The sequence below is a fragment of the Mangrovimonas aestuarii genome (genome assembly GCF_028767185.1).
Classification (GTDB): Bacteria; Bacteroidota; Bacteroidia; order Flavobacteriales; family Flavobacteriaceae; genus Mangrovimonas_B; species Mangrovimonas_B aestuarii.
On sequence record NZ_JARACK010000002.1, the window covers coordinates 393664 to 415177 of the forward strand.

The 21514-nt window shown below is 38.6% G+C and carries 9 protein-coding genes; 3 read left to right on the plus strand and 6 right to left on the minus strand.

Annotated features, from left to right (window positions below):
- Window positions 1-242: 242 nt before the first annotated feature.
- Entirely contained in the window at window positions 243-1424 is a 1182-nt protein-coding gene (locus tag PWU04_RS04675) for a porin (protein WP_274474657.1), read from the minus strand.
- Window positions 1425-1758: 334 nt separating this feature from the next.
- On the opposite strand from PWU04_RS04675, the gene PWU04_RS04680 reads away from it, so the two are divergent.
- Entirely contained in the window at window positions 1759-2217 is a 459-nt protein-coding gene (locus tag PWU04_RS04680) for an Lrp/AsnC family transcriptional regulator (protein WP_274474678.1), read from the plus strand.
- A 12-nt stretch (window positions 2218-2229) separates the two neighbouring features.
- Here the strand turns inward: PWU04_RS04680 and PWU04_RS04685 are convergent, their stop codons facing one another.
- The gene (locus tag PWU04_RS04685; RefSeq protein ID WP_274474658.1) at window positions 2230-3471 is read right to left on the minus strand and encodes an ABC transporter permease; all 1242 of its coding nucleotides are present in this window, start codon (window positions 3469-3471) and stop codon (window positions 2230-2232) included.
- A 131-nt stretch (window positions 3472-3602) separates the two neighbouring features.
- Between PWU04_RS04685 and hisS the strand changes: the two genes are divergently transcribed.
- Both hisS and PWU04_RS04695 read left to right on the plus strand, forming a co-directional pair.
- On the plus strand, window positions 3603-4973 hold the full coding sequence (hisS, locus tag PWU04_RS04690) for a histidine--tRNA ligase (RefSeq protein WP_274474660.1): 1371 nt from the start codon (window positions 3603-3605) through the stop codon (window positions 4971-4973).
- 93 nt (window positions 4974-5066) lie between these two features.
- Window positions 5067-5342: an SRPBCC family protein gene (locus tag PWU04_RS04695; RefSeq protein ID WP_274474661.1), complete on the plus strand. Its 276-nt coding sequence runs from the start codon at window positions 5067-5069 to the stop codon at window positions 5340-5342.
- Window positions 5343-5588: 246 nt separating this feature from the next.
- Here the strand turns inward: PWU04_RS04695 and PWU04_RS04700 are convergent, their stop codons facing one another.
- The 4 genes from PWU04_RS04700 to PWU04_RS04715 form a co-directional block, all read right to left on the minus strand.
- Window positions 5589-6398 carry a T9SS type A sorting domain-containing protein gene (locus PWU04_RS04700; protein ID WP_274474662.1) on the minus strand — a complete coding sequence of 270 codons (810 nt, stop codon included), beginning with the start codon at window positions 6396-6398 and terminating at the stop codon, window positions 5589-5591.
- Window positions 6399-6562: 164 nt separating this feature from the next.
- Window positions 6563-15589, minus strand: a complete 9027-nt coding sequence (locus PWU04_RS04705; RefSeq protein ID WP_274474663.1) for an HYR domain-containing protein — start codon at window positions 15587-15589, stop codon at window positions 6563-6565.
- A 513-nt stretch (window positions 15590-16102) separates the two neighbouring features.
- Entirely contained in the window at window positions 16103-17071 is a 969-nt protein-coding gene (locus PWU04_RS04710) for a PorP/SprF family type IX secretion system membrane protein (RefSeq protein WP_274474665.1), read from the minus strand.
- Window positions 17072-17141: 70 nt separating this feature from the next.
- The coding region (locus tag PWU04_RS04715) for a T9SS type B sorting domain-containing protein (protein ID WP_274474666.1) at window positions 17142-21514 on the minus strand (4373 nt) is incomplete at its 5' end.

Here is a 21514-nt window from a genome sequence, read left to right on the forward strand (position 1 = left end):
TATCTATTTATGACTTAAAGTAAAGGTATAAACAGAAAAATATTCAAAATGATTATATTCTTGGATGAGACCTGATCAGTAAATAAATCGAAAGCGTGTATATATTGAATTAGATATGTCAAAGGTTGTAGCATAAGAAGTTTCACTGGCGTACGGATGGTTGTTTTTTAAAGAATAATAGACAAAGGTTTACAGGCGTTGAATATTAGTTTTTAAGATTAATTATCGGTATATGATGGTATCTATATTTTAATAAAACCGTTAATATTTCTATGAAGTTCAAAACGTAATCCTAGTGTTAGTACATTAAAATCCGATATACCGAATTGATCAACTGAATCAGAAAGTCTGAACTCCCCATAAATTGTGGTAAGGCCAATGGGTTTGTATTCAGCTCCAAGAATAAAGTATTTGATGTTATACTCTGAATCAATGGGAAGGTCTGATACCTTCGGATCATAGTAATTATAACCCGCTAGGATGGAGTATTTTGGTTTTTTGAATTTAGCATAAAATTCAATGCCTTCTGCATCGAAAACGGCACTCACCAGTTCAGATTGAACAACGGTTTCTGTGTAGTCGCCATTCTTTTGATTTGCGTATACAAAACCTAGTTCCAACTTGTCATTCATAAAAGAGGCTCCAACTGTCCAATACTGGGAATCACCATTTAGCCCCAGTACTAATTCTTCGGCAGGGTCTGCTAAGTTTCGTTTTATAAATGCAGATCCAATACTTAGTCCTTCAATTGGTTTGAATTGAAGGCTAAATCCAAAGCCGTCAATTAAATTATTGTTGATGGTGTTATTGAAGATTAGTTGAGAGCCAAAAGCTAGTTTCCACCATGAAAAACGGTGTATAATGGCTTGGTTGGCACGACCTGTACCTGAATCTCCACCATCAGATTGAGCTACATAGGTGGCGCTACCCTGCCCTCCAAAAACGTTAAACCAATCCGTATACCCACTAACATCATAATAAACACTCCATTGTTTTCCTATGCTAAGAATACCATATTTTTCAAACTCTATGCCTAAATATCCTAATCTACTGGTAAATACTTGCCTACTTTGTTCGTCTCGTACAGTTAAAAAACCACTATTGGTATTTGCATCAACGTTAAATTGAACGGGGCCTTTAAAGAGGTTAACGCCTAGATTTACCCTAACAAAAAATCTGGTTTTTTCCTTTAAAACAGCTAAATCAAAACCAATTCGTGATGCATTTTCCTGTATTTCTATTTCATCATTGTAATAAGCCAAGTGGCCTCTAAAACTTGAATAAGGCTTGAATTCAATTTTGATGGAGTCTGTTTGTTTTTGTTGAGAATATAATTTGTTGCTAAAGGATATCACCGTAATTATGGTGATTACCGATAATCTCAAGAAGAAAAGTAAACTATATTTTTTTAAGATTTGATACATCTATTAATCAAGAGATTACTAATTATACACTTAAAGAAAGTAAGTTTAAATTATGAGATGGGGAGGTTTTCTTTAGGTTGATAAAGTCAGAGGAATATAATGGGGCAATTAGAAGATATAGAGGCTTAATAAAGATAGTAAAATTAGACGAAGTGTTAAACATCTCGAATTTAAAAACTTACTATGACTATATTGAGTGTAACTTAAAGCCTTGTGTAATATTAGTTGCTTTTGTATGATTTTTTTAACGAAAAAAGATAGAGAAGAATAATAATCCGTTTTAGTGATTTTTTTTAGAGTTATATTTGTAATATATGAAAAAATTTAGATAATGATAAAGTTAGATGAAATAGATAAGAAAATTCTAAAGCTATTACAGGAGGACTCTAAACAGACGACAAAAGAGTTGGCTTTAAAAATAGATATGTCAGTTACGGCAGTTTACGAGCGTATCAAAAGATTGGAAAAACAAGGTGTAATCAATAAGTATGTGGCTTTAGTTAATAACAAGGCAGTAGATAAGGGGTTTGTTGTGCTTTGTCATATTAAATTGGTGCAACACACTAAGGAATACCTAACCACTTTCGAAGCAGAGGTGGTAAAATTAGATGAAGTGCTAGAGTGTTATCATGTTTCGGGTGACTACGATTATATTCTAAAGTTATATCTAAAGGATATAGATGCTTACCGAGAGTTTATGGTAACCAAACTTACTACTATAAGTCACATAGGTAGTACACACAGTATGTTTGTTATTAACGATGTAAAGCATACTACCGCAATTACTATCTAAAAGCTAAGTGTCTTATTCGTAGCGTAATGATTCAATGGGGTCAAGTTTTGCTGCCTTAACGGCAGGAAATAATCCTGAAACAATGGCTACAGCAAAGGCAGTTGTAAAGGCACTGAACATGGCTAGCCAAGGAATGGCAAATTTAAAATCTAAAGCCGATGATACTCCTAGGCCAATAAGTACTCCCAAAAGGATACCTAATATTCCACCAAATTGTCCAATGATAATAGTTTCCATAAAAAACTGAAATGCAATGGTTCGGCGTTTGGCACCCAAAGCTTTTCTTACTCCAATTTCACGGGTGCGTTCTGTTACCGATACCATCATAATATTCATAAGAGCTATTGATGATCCAAAAATGGTAATAATGCTTATGACCCATGCGGCAATATATAAATATTGCGTAATGTTACCTATGCGGTTAATCAAATCGTCACTGCGCTCCAATCCAAAGTTGTTTTCTTCTACAGGATTAAGTTTTCGAATATTTCTAAACAATGCTGTAGCTTCATCTTGAGCGCCTTCCAGCATGTCTTTTTTGTCTACTTTAATACTAAGGCTATAGTTTATATTTGGACTTGTAAAAATAGAACGTGCAATACCAATGGGTACTATCATTCGTAAATCTTGATTATTCCCGAATGTAGAGCCTTTTTCTTCTAGAGTTCCTATAACTTTAAACTTAACACCGCGAACACTAATAGTTTTATCAATTGGATTAAGATCAGAGAAAAATACATTTTTTAGATCACTACCAATTACACAAACATTATTATTGTTAATGATGTCAAAGTAGTTTAGACCACGGCCATTGTCTAAATTAAGACCAGAGTTGGCAATAAAATGTTCATTAGCACCAATAACAGTTACTTCAGGATCTGTCTTTTCACTTTCGTATTTTACTTCGGCCATTGAAGTTCCGGTAAACGAAACAGCTGTTTTGGTAAATGGAAAATCATAGCCTTCCTCAAATTCCTTAACCTGTCGATAGCTAATTATGGGATTTATTTTTTGGCGTTCTCCACCACCATGTCGTTGTGTTCTAAATTCGTATCGTTGAATATTAAATGTGTTAGCCCCCATTGATGAGAAATCACTGGAAATGGTGTTTTCTAAAGCAGATACCGCACTCAGAATTCCTACAAGGGCTGTTATTCCAATTGCAATTATCAGAACGGTTAAAATGGTTCTCAACAGTTGACTTTTAATAGCTCCAAAAGCAATTTTGATATTTTCCCGAACAAGTGAAAACATAAATAGGATTTAGAAGATTACTACAGGTTTTATATAGGACTTAAAAATGGAACTAAAGTTACTATAAAATTGAAATAACTTTTATCAAGCCACCAAAAATTAAGATATTTGTGCCTAAATACAGAGCACTTATGGCACAAAAACCAAGTATACCAAAAGGAACCAGAGATTTTTCACCAGAGCAGGTAGCTAAACGCAACTACATATTTAATGTTATTCAACATACGTTCGAAATCTATGGATTTCAGCCTATTGAAACGCCCAGTTTTGAAAACTACGAAACTCTTATGGGGAAATATGGAGAAGAAGGTGATCGCTTGATTTTTAAAATTTTGAATTCTGGGGATTTTTTAAAGAAGGTAAAGGATGATGTTTATGCTAATAGAGATGCTGCAAAAATGACTCCTTCAATTTCTGAAAAAGCATTGCGTTATGATTTAACTGTTCCGTTTGCTCGTTATGTAGTGCAACATCAAAATGAAATTGAGTTTCCTTTCAAGCGTTATCAAATGCAACCTGTATGGCGTGCCGATCGACCTCAAAAAGGGCGTTTTCGGGAGTTTTACCAATGTGATGCCGATGTGGTTGGTTCAACTTCATTGTGGCAGGAAGTAGAGTTTGTTCAGTTATACGATGCTGTATTTACAGCCCTAAATTTGAAAGGCACAACCATAAAAATAAACAACCGTAAAATACTTTCTGGTATTGCCGAGGTTATTGGTGCTCAGGATAAATTAATTGACTTTACGGTGGCCTTGGATAAATTGGACAAGATTGGTGAGGAGAAGGTTAAAGAAGAAATGTTGTCCAAAGGTATTACTCAAGAGGGGATTGATAAATTGCAACCTCTGTTTGAATTAAAAGGAAGTTTTGAGTCTCAAATAGAGGGTTTAAAATCTATTTTGGAAAATTCAGAAGAAGGGAATAAGGGAATTGAAGAACTTTCTTTTATTGATAAAGCCATATCAGAACTTGGCCTTGAAACATCTACTCTTCAGTTGGACGTCACGTTAGCTAGAGGGTTGAATTATTATACTGGAGCTATTTTTGAAGTTGCTGCACCAGATTCAGTTCAGATGGGATCTATTGGTGGAGGTGGTCGTTATGACGACCTTACAGGTATTTTTGGCCTTAAGAACATGAGTGGGGTAGGCATTAGTTTTGGATTGGATCGTATTTATTTGGTTTTGGAAGAGTTGAACCTTTTCCCTGAAACAGTTGCTAAAAGTATTGATGTACTTTTTATCAATTTTGGCGATGTCGAAGGTCTATATAGTTTAAAAGCTGTCAAGCAATTAAGGGCTCAGGGAATTCAAGCGGAATTATATCCAGATGCTACTAAAATGAAAAAGCAAATGAACCATGCTAACAAACGTAATATCCCTTATGTGGTATTGGTAGGTGAGCAAGAAATGGTTAATGGTCAATATACTTTGAAGGATATGGAGAACGGAGAGCAGTTTACATTGAATTTGGATGAGTTATTGGAAAGAATCAAATAGAATATAGTTTCTTGTTACTCGAAAGCACCCTTTTAGGGTGCTTTTTGGTTTCTATTAAGAATGATTTTGTAATTTGAAAGTAAAATTTTCAGGATGGATACATTGACTTTTTCAACACAAATCAAAGCAATTCCAGAAACAATATGGAATATCCTTTGGAATAAGCACAGCTACAAGAAGTGGACTTCGGTTTTCATGGAAGGATCTTATTATCTAGCAGAGGACTTGTTAAAAGGTAGTAAGATTCATTTTTTAGGGCCTAAAGGAGGTGGTATGTACAGTGTGATTGATGAAGTGGAGGTAAATAAGAAAATGGTATTTAAGCATTTGGGGGAAGTTAAGAACTTTAAGGATTTGCCAGAAACATAAAAAACACAGCAATGGAGTGGGGCCAAAGAAACCTATTTACTAAAGGAGCTAGGGAACACTAAGCTTACAGTTAAAGTAGATGTTGTGGATGATTTTATGGGTTACATGGAGAAAACATTTCCCAAGGCTTTAAGTATAATTAAAAATCTTTTCGAAAATTCTTAAATGAAAAATATAAAAAAAAGAAAAGCGCTATTAAGAATACAAGGCTTTCATCAATATTCAGTAAAGGTTTAAGGCACTTACCTAATTTACTATTACTTTTTTAGTTGTAGTACCTTTATTGGTTGCTATTTGTAAAATAATAGGTGATGAAAGTATTGAATTAAGATGGATAGTAGCTTCACATTTCTCGTTCAATTGTTTCGATATTAATTTCTTACCAGATAGATTAAATACCGTAACGGACTGAATTTTATGTTCATGTGAATTGGTGTTCAGAATTAATTGTTTGGTTATTGAATTATATTTTAGTTCCAATTGTTTATTTTGATATGTATCATCAACACCTAGAGTATTATCGTTTGGCGATGATGAATTTGAATCGTTAATAAAAGTTAGATAGAAACGATTGGTGAAGTCACCATTAGCAATATTTGTTATAAAATCTGTATCGTTTATTTGGGTGTAAATATCTAATTCAGAGTCATAAATATATAGATCTATGGGGGTGTCAAAGTTTTCCAGACTATTTAATGAAATAGAAATATTTCCAGAGTTAGTGAGAAATAGGCCCAATGGATATTGTTTTGTACTATTAAAATTTCCAACACCTTGAATGACATAGCGATCTTCACCAATCATCCAATTAATATCATCAGGGAAGTCATCCATGTTTAGAGCATCATATCCATAATCAAAACCATCAGTAGCACCATTATTAGGGATGAATGCCAAAAGGAGTTGTCTTACGTAACCTTGTGGTGTAGTACAGTTAATACGTATTCTCTGTATAACGTTTGAGGAAGTTTGAGCTTGAATAGGGGCTAGACATGCCATAAGATTGATAAATAATATTGAAAACAATCCGAGGCTAAGACTAGTTATTCGCTTCATAGTTAAATAGTTAATTTAATATTATTCGATTTCGATATGCGGCGAAAATAGGTGAAAAATTTTAAAAATAAACCATGAAATGTGCTAAAAATCAGATGACTTACGAATTTATTGTAATAAAAAAGCGACCATTTGGTCGCTTTGTCGATAGAGGATGTGGGCTCTTAGCGCGTAATTACCACTTTTTTGTTGATAGTTTGGCCTACATCTGTTTGAACTTTAATGATGTAGCTACCCTCAGAGATATGAGTTATAGGAATTTTAAGTTCGTTTGACATCTTTATGTTGTTGGCGTTCCAGATCTTTATCTGTTGTCCGAGACTATTAATTAGAGATATTTGTTTGACTTTAGTATCAGAAGGTGTTTTAATGTAAACCTCACCACTTCCTCTTAGATAATTGATAATTGTATTCTCAATTTGTTTTTCCATAATGGCGAGCCTAGCGCTTGAAGTGTTTTCAAAGGCAATATAGAACCTATTCTTATATTCTCCGGCCTCAAAACTATTTCGGTAGGGTGTATCATTGATTAATGTATAGTTGTCTAGAAGTGAATCATATACATACACATTAATAGTCTCGTTGAAATTCTCAAGTTCTGTTAAACTGATTTCAACAGCTCCATCTTGTCCTAGCGTTATATGTAGAGGGTATTGTTTAGATCTATTAAATGTGCTTACACCTTGAATATTAAAATCCTCATCAGAAATATTCCATAAAACATCTGATTTGTAAGTGTCAATATTTTTGGCATCATAACCAAAATTGATACCATCGGTTGCGTTTTTATTATCAACAAACGCTAACATAAGATGTCGAACCATTTTACTGGGAGTTGTAGCACTTAATCGTATTCTTTTTATTAAATCTTGTGATGTATCCTGTTTTGAATCTTCTTCAGTATTGGCAGTTCTTAAGAACTCTGAATTTTCTGTATCATTTTCTCTTTTAAATATCCTTTGGTCGTTTTCAAATTTAATCTGCCCTCCAGTTCCAGCTTCTAAGGCTCCTACAAAAAATCCTTGTCCAACGGGTATATAACGCCCAGGCATTAAGTCAGAAGAGCCTAACCCGCTAATTTCAAAACCATCTTCGGTAATAGACGGTACGGTTGGTGGGAGTGCTCCGCTTAAATTATAAGTTGCATATCCGCCTTCATATTGATTTAATATATGGGAGTTGTTAGAGGTAAAATGTACCCAGAAATAAAGGGTTCCGTCTATTGCATTGGTGGAACCTGGATTTGCATCTGTTCCAGAGATATTGTCCTTTATGAATTCGTTTGCATCCATAGCACATGGGTAAGGATTACCTATCAAGAATTCCTCGCCATTGGCCAATGCTGAAGAACTGTTCTGAATTGTTCCGTTATGTGGTTTTCCCTTAAATACATAATTTTGGTAGTCACCACTAGCTCCACTACCTTTCATGGTATAGCCATTGCCCACGGGAATGGTTCCGCTACTGCCTACTTGGTTCCATTGAAGGTAAGTATTGGCGATAGCATTATAACTCCAAATCCAATAATTGGGTATTGATAAAGGTGATGCAGTTGCATTATAGCCTCCAATCCAGTTAATAGTTTGAGGATTGGCAGAGTTGGTACCGTCCATTAAAACTCCACCTACGGTATAGTTTGTGTTAATATTAGATGGGTTTTGAGGGCTTACAGGACTACTCCAGTAGTTGTAGTTATAAAGATTGGATGTTCCCTGCTGGTCACGTTCAATATATCCACTACTACTAGCATCTAAAGTACTCTCGTTGAATTGGGATGATATATAACGTTTTTGAACTAACTGCGATTCTCCAACCAAATCAATAATACCGTTTAATTTTAAGTAATGGGTAACCCAAAGTCCAATACCGCTATTTGTTTCGTTTTGCGTATCATTAGGATTTGATACAGTAATTTTACCACTGTTGTTAATAAGTCCCAATACTGTGATATTAGAATTATGTGTGGTCAAATTGTGAGAAGTTTTTACAATGTTCCAGTCAATTGGATCTCCATTGATACCGGTAGAATTAGGATAGTTCCACACACTATAATGTAACCAAGGTGAAGCAGTAGTTGTGTCGTTCCCCCAATTACCGGCTTTTGAGGTCAAATAGGGTAGAGGTGCTGTTTGTTGCTGACTTGTGGTTATGTTTCTTAATCTTCCGCTTACACCCTTATAGGCGGAAATATCGCCACAGTATAGGTTCATTTTGTAATAACCTTCTAAGTTGCTCCATTGCAGCACATCATCTTCTATGCCGTCATTATTATAATCAGGACCGTAAATTTTATCTGTGATAACAACGCCTCCAACATCGGCTCCCATGGCTTGAATTTCTTGGTTCATCATTTGATGAATATGTTCTGCCGTTAAGGCTTTATTCCAAATTCTCAGTTCATCAATCCAACCGTGATAAAAATTTGTAGGGTCATTTGGACTAGCTTGATCCATGGCTCCGATAAGAGCTTCAATGCTGTCATTGGTCATATCTGGTGCAGTTCCATTTGAATTTCCTAATACAATCCCGTCAACATAAAGAGTATATGAAGCACCATCGAATGTCATTGCAAGATGATACCATCTATCTGTGCCAATGGAATAGCTACCTGAAGTTACCGACCCTGATCCGCTCGAATTGTTCCATCCAAATCGCACTTGACCATTCACAATACCCAAATCATAACCCGTTGTGTTATTTCCAGCATCTTTTCTTGAGAAAACCGTTCTGGTACCATTTATGGAATTTGGTTTTACCCATATTTCTATACTGAATTCAGAATTGATATTGTAGTTGTTCTTAAAAGTGACATAATCATTTACACCATCAAAGTCGATAGTTGGGCAATCCTTAATAACAACATTTACGTCATCATAGCATCCGTTATCTAAGGTCCATCTAAGGGTATAGGTACCTGGATCGGCAGTAAATATGGCTCTTGGATCTGTGTTGCTTGAGAATACTGCGGTATTACCACAGGATTCGAAAGTAGAACTCATAATACTCCATGTCCCTCCTATACCAGTTCCAAGATAATTGGTATCCCCGGCAGCTACATTTGGAACCACATAAAGATTATTCTCCCAAGCACCATCATCATAATTTTCAACTGCAGTTTTTGTATTGTCATAGGCCATTAACTGTAGGGTATTTTCTCCACATTCACTGTTCAAAGGGGTGTAATCTTTACCGGCATAGGCTAAACTGGTTTCAACATCTATAAAGTTGGTACCATCATCATTGTCCGTTCTACAGCCGTTTACCAAATTCGTTACTCCGTAAGTTCTAATTCCTGGGGTAACAGGAGTTACGCTGGCAGTGGTTCCAATGGCAATCACATTGTTATCTTCGTCCGTCCATTCCAGTTCATCATTTACTTGAGCATAGGCAAAGCCTACTTTATCAACCGCCCATCCACTGGAAAGGATATTGGCATTACCATTTGACGAGCAGCTAATACCATTAGGATTACTGAAAGTTGAGCTGGTAACTGTTCCGCAATCCGTATCGCTTCCATGGAATTGAAACATAATTCTTAACCCAGATAGTCCAACATAGGCACCTAAATCTATGGATGCAGACATCATTCTGGGATCTGTTTGTCCCATACATTTGTTGCCAGAACCTGAGGCTAAAATAACCCCGGAAGTGGTTGTTCCTCCAACCGAGGAATCAAAATCATAATTCTCCACTGTGTTTAACTCAGTAGGGTAGGTGTTTCCAGAATCAAAGGAAAGCAATATTTTACCATAGCCACCATTACAAAAATACCAACTTGTTTGAAAGGTCATGATGGCTTCGCTTGAAGTCATACCAATGGTACTGAAAACAGGAGTTTCTAAGGTTGTATCGTTGCCCTCCCCATTTGCCATTGCAAATTTAGTGTTGTCGGTTGTGTCGTAATTAATACCACTAAATTCTTGGTTATTGTTTGAGTTTGTTTCTTTCCATGTAGGTTGGGTAGTGGTATTTCCACTGGCAGGGAAAAAACCATCTATGCCATCTACTCTCCAGCCTTCAGGCTGAGCATGGTTAAATTCTCCTCCTTCTCCAAATTGACCGCTAGGTTGATCGAAAAAGCTTTCGGCTATCACTGTTACAGACTCACCCAAACAAATAAGTGTATTGCTAATATTTGTAATTATAGGTGGTTCATCAGGAGGTAAAAATCTTACGTAAACTTCTGCTGTTGTTTTTGTGAGTCCTGTATCGGGATCGGTAATAACGGCTCTTACAAAGGTATCGTTAATTAACCCGACAAGGGTATAGGTTAAGGTGTTCGATGAACTGCTTAAATCGGTCCAAGTCTCTCCATAATCATAGGATGCTTCCCATTTAATCACATCAGAAGCTTGCAGGTTATAAGGAGCGATACCCTGTAAATTAAACAAAACAGTTACGCCATCCAATAATTCTCCGGGACAGGCTGTAACTTCAACCAAAGGTCCAGGTGGCTGGGGATTGTCTGGAGTTGGGTCAGTAATAACTCCGGTCATATAGGTTAGTAGGTTTTTTGGAGGTTCAACGGTGATGGTTGAGGTACAGGTGCTCACATTTCCGTTGGCATCTACTGCTGTTAAAGTGGTAGTTGTTGTATATAACAAGCCGTCTTCGGCTTCGGGAAATACACTAGGACTTACAGTTAATGAAGCAATACCACAGGCATCGTAGCTACCATTATCTACATCGGCAGCCACTATAGTGGCCTCTCTGGTAATGGCATCAATAACCGCTACAAAGTTATTGCACTGCATGGTTGGAGGCGTGTTGTCAATCACAGTTACTGTGGCCGTACAGCTATCACTGTTTCCTGCGTTGTCGTAAGCTGTAAAGGTTACTGTGTTTAATCCTACATCGTCGCAATTAAAAGAACTTGGATTTACGGTCATGTTTGCTACGCCACAATTATCGGAAGAGCCATTATTAATGTTAGCAGCAAAAATGTTCACCGTTCCAGTAGAACTCAATACAGCTGTATAGTTTTGGCAAACAGCAGTAGGTGCTTCATTGTCTGAAGGGATAACGTTAAAGGTACAAGTGCTGGAATTGTTTACATCGTCGGTAGCGGTAATCGTTACTACGACTGCTCCAGAAAGAACAGAACCTGGTAAAGGACTTTGTGTTACCGTTACATTACTATCGCAATTGTCCGAGGTTGATGCCGTAGAGGTATAATCGAGTAGTGTATATTCACAATCAGCTTCAAAGTTTACATTTTGATCTGGAGGACAGTTTACACTTGGATCTTCATCATCTTCAATAGTTATGGTTTGTGTACATTGTGATGAATTTCCACTCCCATCTGTAGCAATCCAAGTAATCGTTGTTGTGCCTAATGGATAAACATATGATGAGGTGTTAACGGTTGTTCCTCCAATTTTGGCAATCACGGTATTTACTCCACAATTATCAGAAGTTGATGGAGGGGTAATATTTGCGGTGGTAGAACAATTTCCCATACCATCATTACTAGTTCCAAATGTTATATCTGTAGGACAGCTTATTGTCGGTGGCGTTGTATCCTCCACGGTCACGGTCTGTGTACAGGTTGCGGTTAGTCCAGCATTGTCGGTCACGGTCCATGTTACGGTAGTGTTCCCAAGTGGGAAGGTGGCCGGTGCATTGTTTGTCACAGTGTCCACCCCACAGTTGTCCGAAGTGTTCGGCGTTCCAAGGGCCACACTGGTTGCTGTACAGGATGCGTTGGCGCTTACGGTAACATTGGCGGGGCAGCTTATTGTCGGTGGCGTTGTGTCCTCAACGGTTACAGTTTGCGTACAGGTGTTGGTCAGTCCAGTATCATCTGTTACGGTCCATGTTACGGTCGTGTTCCCAAGTGGGAAGGTTGCCGGTGCATTGTTTGTCACGGTGTCCACCCCACAGTTGTCGGAAGTGGTCGGTGTTCCAAGGGCCACACCGGTAGCTGAACAGAAGGCGTTGGCACTAACTATAATATCCGCAAGGCAGCTTATTGTCGGTGGTGTTGTGTCCTGAACGGTAACGGTAGAAGTACAGGTTGAGGTATTTCCGTTAACGTCGGTAACGGTCAGTGTCACCGTGTTTGCCCCAACATCGGAACAGTCAAATGAGTTAGGCGACACGCTTATGGACGCAATGCCACAGTTGTCGGAAGAGCCGTTGTCAATGTCCGCAACGGATATGGAGGCATTCCCAGAAGCATCCAGTTGTACCGTATGGTTTTGGCAATTGGCAATTGGAGCAACATTGTCCTGAACGGTAACGGTAGAAGTACAGGTTGAAGAGTTTCCGTTAACGTCGGTAACGGTCAGTGTCACCGTGTTTGCCCCAACATCGGAACAGTCAAATGAGTTAGGCGACACGCTTATGGACGCAATGCCACAGTTGTCGGAAGAACCGTTGTCAATGTCCGCAGCGGATATGGAGGCATTCCCAGAAGCGTCCAGTTGTACCGTATGGTTTTGGCAATTGGCAATTGGAGCAACATTGTCCTGAACGGTAACGGTAGAAGTACAGGTTGAGGTATTTCCGTTAACGTCGGTAACGGTCAGTGTCACCGTGTTTGCCCCAACATCGGAACAATCGAATGAGTTAGGCGACACGCTTATGGAAGCAATGCCACAGTTGTCGGAAGAGCCGTTGTCAATGTCCGCAGCGGATATGGAGGCATTCCCAGAAGCGTCCAGTTGTACCGTATGGTTTTGGCAATTGGCAATTGGAGCAACATTGTCCTGAACGGTAACGGTAGAAGTACAGGTTGAAGAGTTTCCGTTAACGTCGGTAACGGTCAGTGTCACCGTGTTTGCCCCAACATCGGAACAGTCAAATGAGTTAGGCGACACGCTTATGGACGCAATGCCACAGTTGTCGGAAGAACCGTTGTCAATGTCCGCAGCGGATATGGAGGCATTCCCAGAAGCGTCCAGTTGTACCGTATGGTTTTGGCAATTGGCAATTGGAGCAACATTGTCCTGAACGGTAACGGTAGAAGTACAGGTTGAGGTATTTCCGTTAACGTCGGTAACGGTCAGTGTCACCGTGTTTGCCCCAACATCGGAACAATCGAATGAGTTAGGCGACACGCTTATGGAAGCAATGCCACAGTTGTCGGAAGAGCCGTTGTCAATGTCCGCAGCGGATATGGAGGCATTCCCAGAAGCGTCCAGTTGTACCGTATGGTTTTGGCAATTGGCAATTGGAGCAACATTGTCCTGAACGGTAACGGTAGAAGTACAGGTTGAAGTGTTTCCGTTAACGTCGGTAACGGTCAGTGTCACCGTGTTTGCCCCAACATCGGAACAGTCAAATGAGTTAGGCGACACGCTCATGGACGTAATGTCACAGTTGTCGGAAGAGCCGTTGTCAATGTCCGCAGCGGATATGGAGGCATTCCCAGAAGCGTCCAGTTGTACCGTATGGTTTTGGCAATTGGCAATTGGAGCAACATTGTCCTGAACGGTAATGGTAGAAGTACAGGTTGAAGAGTTTCCGTTAACGTCGGTAACGGTCAGTGTCACCGTGTTTGCCCCAACATCGGAACAATCGAATGAGTTAGGCGACACGCTTATGGACGCAATGCCACAGTTGTCGGAAGAGTTGTTGTCAATGTCCGCAGCGGATATGGAGGCATTCCCAAAAGCGTCCAGTTGTACCGTATGGTTTTGGCAATTGGCAATTGGAGCAACATTGTCCTGAACGGTCACGGTAGAAGTACAGGTTGAAGAGTTTCCGTTAACGTCGGTAACGGAAAGTGTCACCGTGTTTGCCCCAACATCGGAACAGTCAAATGAGTTAGGCGACACGCTTATGGACGCAATGTCACAGTTGTCGGAAGAGCCGTTGTCAATGTCCTCAGCGGATATGGAGGCATTCCCAGAAGCGTCCAGTTGTACCGTATGGTTTTGGCAATTGGCAATTGGAGCAACATTGTCCTGAACGGTAACGGTAGAAGTACAGGTCGAAGAGTTTCCGTTAACGTCGGTAACGGTCAGTGTCACCGTGTTTGCCCCAACATCGGAACAGTCAAATGAGTTAGGCGACACGCTTATGGACGCAATGTCACAGTTGTCGGAAGAGCCGTTGTCAATGTCCGCAGCGGATATGGAGGCATTCCCAGAAGCGTCCAGTTGTACCGTATGGTTTTGGCAACTGGCAATTGGAGCAACATTGTCCTGAACGGTAACGGTAGAAGTACAGGTTGAGGTATTTCCGTTAACGTCGGTAACGGTCAGTGTCACCGTATTTGCCCCAACATCGGAACAATCGAATGAGTTAGGCGACACGCTCATGGAAGCAATGCCACAGTTGTCGGAAGAGCCGTTGTCAATGTCCTCAGCGGATATGGAGGCATTCCCAGAAGCATCCAGTTGTACCGTATGGTTATGACATGCTGCTATTGGTGACTCATTATCGTTTACAGTTACTGTAAAACTACAAGTGCTAACTACATTATCACCTGAATCACGTTCTTCAAATGTATTTGTTGTTATGCCAACTGGAAAGGAGCTACCTGATAACATCCCTTCAGTTTGAACTATTGTATTGAATACTGACGGTAAAGGAGTAATATAATTTACTATTGCTGAACACACCCCTGAATCTGTATTGAGTGTTGTATCCGATGGACAACTTATTGCAGGTTCAATAAGAATGAAATTTGAGAAGGGAACAAGAGTGTATAGACCACGTTTACGAGGGCGCTTATAGGGGAAATTTTGAAAACCAGAGATTAGAGGTTCGGAAAAACTTTCTTCAGTAACAATGGGTGTTAATTTGTCCTCAACGGTTACACTAAAACTACAGCTATCAATCACATTATTTCTAGTGTCACGTTCTTCAAAGGTATTTAATGTTGTGCCAATGGGAAAGTTGCTGCCTGAAGGCAATCCTGTTGTTAGAACAATAATACTATTTCGGTGAGAAGGTATAGGAGTATTATAGGTTACTACTGCTGAGGATTTACCTGGATCTGTATTTTGAATTATATCCTTTGGACAATCAACACCTATAATCGGGCTTATCAATAGATAATTCTTTAAAATGTCTACATCGTCTTTATAATTATAAACGAGAGTCGCATACTGATAATTGAGTGAAGTATTGTCAGGTAAATCTTCTAATTCAGAAAAATCATTGCCATAAATGCTCAATCCAATAAACAATGTTACCATTAAAGTTAAGACAGAAGATTTTGGGAAAGTATAATTTCTCATAGTATCCGGTTAATAGTTAACGCGTACAAAATCCTTCTAACAGTATACTGTAATGAAGATGTTTTGTCCGAAATAATAAGGGTTATTGCTATTAACCGTCTTCTAATGAAGATGTTATAAAAGTATTACGGGGTGTAGGGGATTTCAAATAAATTCGTCGAATTACGGAAATTTCAGTATGTTTTGATTTTCAGTCGATTAAGTGTTTATTTAGTAGGTCGAAGGAAATCTAATAGGGAAGTATTCTTAATATAAAATGCTCGCTTATTGGGTTGTTTAGTCTTTTGTATTTATGGTTTTATGATTCTAAAAAAAATTTTACTTACAAATTACAGAAATCCTATTTTTGAAATACTATGGGAATAGTTTATAAAGTAATTGTAACTAAAGTTTTGGGTTATGAGGTATGGATGAGGATGGAACATATAACTGAAAAAAAATTATTGATAACAGAAACCCCTCAACAAAACAAATTGTTGAGGGGTTTCTGTAGAAGGAGGAAACAATAATCCTTTATAAAGTACAGCGACAGTTACTGACTCCTTGGAATATATCCATTCCTATGGTAATCATATGGGTTCCACTATCGTAACCAAACAGTTCGTTAGTGATGATTTGGTAAGAATAGGCGAAATAGAATTTGTTCCACTTAATTCCAGCCATAGGTCCAATGTTGAGTGGATCCATAATTTGATCGTTCAGAAAGCGATAGCTTATTCCTGCAAAGTAATAATCGTTGTTTCTGTTGTATGCTTTACGAACCTTGAAGTTTAGGTCAGTTGAAGAACGGCGATCGCTCTCAAAATATTGAATGAAAACCGATGGTTCGTATTCTAAAGTACTGCTCTTTGGTTTTATGTTGTAACCAATATAGGTTTGATAGTTACGTAATTTAGTAGGCTCATTTTGATTGAATACCTTTACTTCTTTATCCAATATGTTGTTTGCATTAAAGCTAATGTAGAAGTTGTTTAAACGGTACAAAAGAGCTACATCGAAATTATGGTTAATAATCTTTCTGTCCTCAATGGAATAACTGCCCGCAGTACTAGGATTGCTATTAACGGCATCCATGATGGCTTCATTATCATGACGGAATTGATTCATGTTATAGGAAAGACCAAAAGAAAGAAATTCATCATCAGTTTTATCCAAAATTAAATGGTGGGCATACGATAGTTTTCCTCCGCTTTGGTGGGTAAATCCATTTCTATCATTATAAATAAAAATACCTACACCGTCCTTTTCAGTAAAACGTCCATCGGCTGCAACCGATTGCATGTCAGGGGCATTTTTAATTCCAACCCATTGGGTTAAACCATTGGCACGTATTTTAATATAGTCTCCAATACCCGCATAGGCAGGGGAGATAACAAAAGAGTTATCTGCCAAGTACTGGGTATAAGTAGGAATTGTTAATTCCTGACAATGTACTCTAACCATTGTCAGAAGCATTACTGTAAGTAGACCTAATTTTTTCATATCACTCTGTTTTAAGGGGCGGTTAATAAATCCCCTATGTCCAATAAAATCCATAGGGGAGCTCTATTCATTATCTATACAATGTAAAGTGTCCAACATATTCTCTATTACTTTCAGGGCTTCCAAGTTCAATAACATACCAGTAATCTCCACTTGGCAAGTGCTTACCATTGTAAGTACCGTCCCATGCTTGACCAACTCTTAAGATAGCCACTACACGACCATATCTATCGAAAATCTTAGTGGTAATCTTAGGATAATTATGGGTGTTTATTGGTGACCAAGTATCGTTATTCGTATCGTCATCTGGAGTAAATACTGGAGGGATTTGAATGTCTACAAATTGAACTTCAATTTGAGCTTGAGCAGGACAATCAGTTCCATCATATACAACAACCGTGATTACTTGAGATTGGTAATAGTTGTAAACATTATTGGTGCCGTAATCTTCACCATTGAATTCATAAGTATACTGACCAGTACCACCTGTTGCAATAGCTGTAACTTGGTTCATATCACTTTCTTGAAGTGTTACCGATACTGGTTCAAATTCAGTTATTGTGAAGTCTGCATCATCATCAATACAGCCGTCATCATGAATCACTTGAACATCGTAATCACCTACAGCTAAGTCATAATATGGTGGAGCAGGATACTCTTCTCCGTTTAAGTAGTAAGATACTTGACCAATTACGCTAGAGTTTACAATAATGTTTACGGTACTATTTCCAGTAATACAATCATACATTACTGTCGAAGAAGCATTAATAGCTACTGCAGAGTTAATATTGATATCTATAGATTCAACTACACACCCATTAGAATCCTTTATGTAGATTGTATGCGAACCAGTAGCTAATCCTTCAAATACATATTGTTCCAATGTATAGTTGTTAGGGTTATCAATTCCCATATAATAAGGAGGGGTACCGCCTGTTACATTTTCAATAATGATTGCCCCGTCATTTTCTCCTTCACAAGTTTCATCAAGGGTAGTGAAAGTGGCAACAATTTCATCAGGTTGGTTGATGGTTATTGTAAGTTCATCATTGTAACAGCCTGAGATAGCATCTTCAACTTTAATTGTGTAATCACCTGCAGGAAGGTTTTCAAATACGTTTGAATTAGACATTACATAATCTGGACTAATCCCGTATAAGAAAGTATTGTTGCCTCCTCCAGCATATACTGTAATGGATCCAGTGTTATCTCCATAACAAAGAATATCTGTTGTAGAGGCATTTACATAAATTTCAGGTGTTTCGGTTACTGTGAATGCTACAGATTCTAAACATCCGTTAATATGTAAAACATAAGCTACATAGTTTCCTGGTTCTAAATCGGTAAATACATTAGAGTCTGTAAATGTTATGCCATCCAAACTATATTGTACCTCGTCAATAACATCATCACTTACTGAAATGGTAACAACATTTCCAGCAACATTATCATTACAGCTAATCTGTACGCTAACTCCAGCACGGATATCAACACCATTTTCTACATAATGGGTTAGTGGTGCTGCAATTTGACATCCATTTTGATCCATAACATAAAAGGTGTATGTCCAATCTCCCAATAAGTTATCATAAGTTACTGTTGTACCATTAACAGGAGTCCAGTTTACCCCACCATTACTACTAGTGTAATATGGAGGTGTACCACCTGAAATATTAATTGTTGCAGTACCATTATCATTTCCTAAACAGGTTTCTCCAGTACCATCTATTGTAGCTGATATAGCTTCCGTAGGACCGTTGATAATCACATTATTTAGTGTTAATTCACAACCGAGTCCATCCATGACCTTAATAGAGTATGTCCCAGCTGTAAGGTTATTGAAAATGTTGCTGTTTCCGTAAACAAAGTTAGGGGAAATAGCATATAGGTAACTACCATCACCTCCTGATGCGGATACTTCAATGCTACCATTGGAATCTCCATAACAATCAATATCGGATATAACATTGGCAGATGCTGAAATTGGTTGCACGTCATTAACCGTAAAGTCAACTGTTGCATTACAACCATAGGCACTATGCAGTACATAAGCTGTGTAGTTACCTGGTGTCAAATCTGTAAAGTCGTTTACAGATGAATAGTTTACTCCATCCAAACTATATTGAACTTGACCAACTAAAGCCTGGTTAACATTAATAGTAACAATATTTCCAGGTGTATTAGCAGTACAGTTATAAATAACCTCTACAGATGGTTGAACATTGGCTCCTGGAGCAACAATAACTGTTTGCTGTGCTACTTGACATCCGTTGGCATCTACTACGTCGATCGTATGAGAGCCAGAAGCTAAACCTGAGTAGGTAAACTGATCTTGAACAAATGGAGCACCATTTAAACTCGTTGAATATGGAGCGGTTCCACCATTAACAGAGATATCAATTTGACCATCAACTGCATTTAAACACGTTTCATTTGAAACAGATACCATAGCAGTAAGTGGTTGAGATGGCTCGTTAACAACCAAGTTGTTAATGACAAGAGAACAACCTAGATCATCTGTAACAGTTACAGTGTAAGTGCTAGCTGGTAGGTTAATGTATGTATTACCAACCAACTGACCTGCTGAAGGAGATATAGAGTAATAAAGTGTTCCTGTTCCTCCTGAAGCAGTAATTTCTAAACTACCATCCGTTCCTTCGTAACAAAGAACATCTTGAGTTACTATTACACTAGCTGAAATTGGTTGCAGTGTATTAATAGTAAAGTCTACTGTTTGAATACATCCGTTAGTATGCTGTACATAAGCAGTGTAGTTGCCTGGAGCTAAATCAACAAAGTCGTTTACAGATGAATATGTTACTCCATCTAAGCTATATTGAACTTGTCCAATTAATGCTGGATTTATTTCAATGGTAACGATGTTTCCTGGTACATTGTTACTACAGTTATTAACAATTTGAACGGTAGGTTCACTATCTACTCCAGAAATGATGATAATAGATTGCTGAGCTACTTGACATCCGTTTGCATCTATAACGTCGATGGTGTGCGACCCTGCTGCAATACCAGTATAGGTAAATTGATCTTGTATAAATGATGCACCATCTAAGCTAGTAGAGTAAGGTGCTGTACCTCCTGTTACGGTAATATCAATTTGACCATCCTCAACATTTATACACGTTTCAGGTGTTGCCGAAATTAAAGCAGAAAGAGCTTCTGATGGTTCAGTAATAATCAGGTCTGTTATTATTACTTGACATCCAAGATCGTCAGTTACTGTTACTGTGTAAGTATTTGCAGGTAGGTTGATAAAAGTATTTCCATCTAACTGGCCTGCCATAGGTGATACTGTATAGTATAATGTTCCAGTACCACCAGTTGCGATTATCTCAATACTACCTGTAGCTTCACCGTGACAAAGCACGTCTTGAGTTACCGTAGCCGAAGCTGAAACAGGCTGCAGGGCATTGATGGTAAAGTCGGCCGTTTGTATACATCCGTTAGTATGTTGTACGTAAGCGGTGTAGGTATTAGGGGCAAGATCTGTAAAGATGTTACTTGCTCCATAGGTCACCCCATCGATACTATACTGTAAGTCTCCTGCAAGGGCAGGGTTGGCCTCAATGGTAACGATGTTTCCAGGTACGTTGCTGCTACAGTTTTCTACGATGTCCACAGAAGGTTGGATATCCACACCAACAGGAACGTTGAACGTTAATGGAGTAATTTGACAGCCATTGTCGTCCTGTACGTAGAAGGTATAGGTCTGTCCACCCACAAGTCCATTGTACACGAATTGATCCTGGTTGAAGGTCACTCCGTCAGTACCTGTATAGTAAGGAGGTGTTCCACCAGAGATGGTCAAGGTTACCTCACCGTCGTTTGCAGCAAGACAGGTCTCGCCGATACCATTTAAAGAAGCAGTAAGGGCAGTAGCAGGCTCACTCACTGTTACATCTGTAATTGTCACCTCACATCCAATGGTATCCATAACCATGATGGTATAGGTACCAGCAGGCAGGTTGTTGAATGTATTGGCGGTTCCGTAAACAAAGTTAGGAGAGATGGCATACTGTAGCGTTCCTGTACCACCAGTTGCGGTCACTTCAATGCTACCTGTAGCTTCACCGTGACAAAGCACGTCCTGGGTTACCGAAGCCGAAGCCGAAACAGGCTGCAGGGCATTGATGGTAAAGTCGGCCGTTTGTATACATCCGTTAGTATGTTGTACGTAAGCGGTGTAGGTATTAGGGGCAAGATCTGTAAAGATATTACTTGCACCATAGGTCACTCCGTCAATACTATATTGAAGGTCTGGTAAAAGCGCAGGGTTTGCATTTACCACCACTACATTCCCAGGTATATTGTTGGTACAGTTGTCAATAACATCTACCGAAGGTTGGATGTCCACCCCAACAGGAACGTCGAACGTTAATGGAGTAATTTGACAGCCATTGTCGTCCTGTACGTAGAAGGTATAGG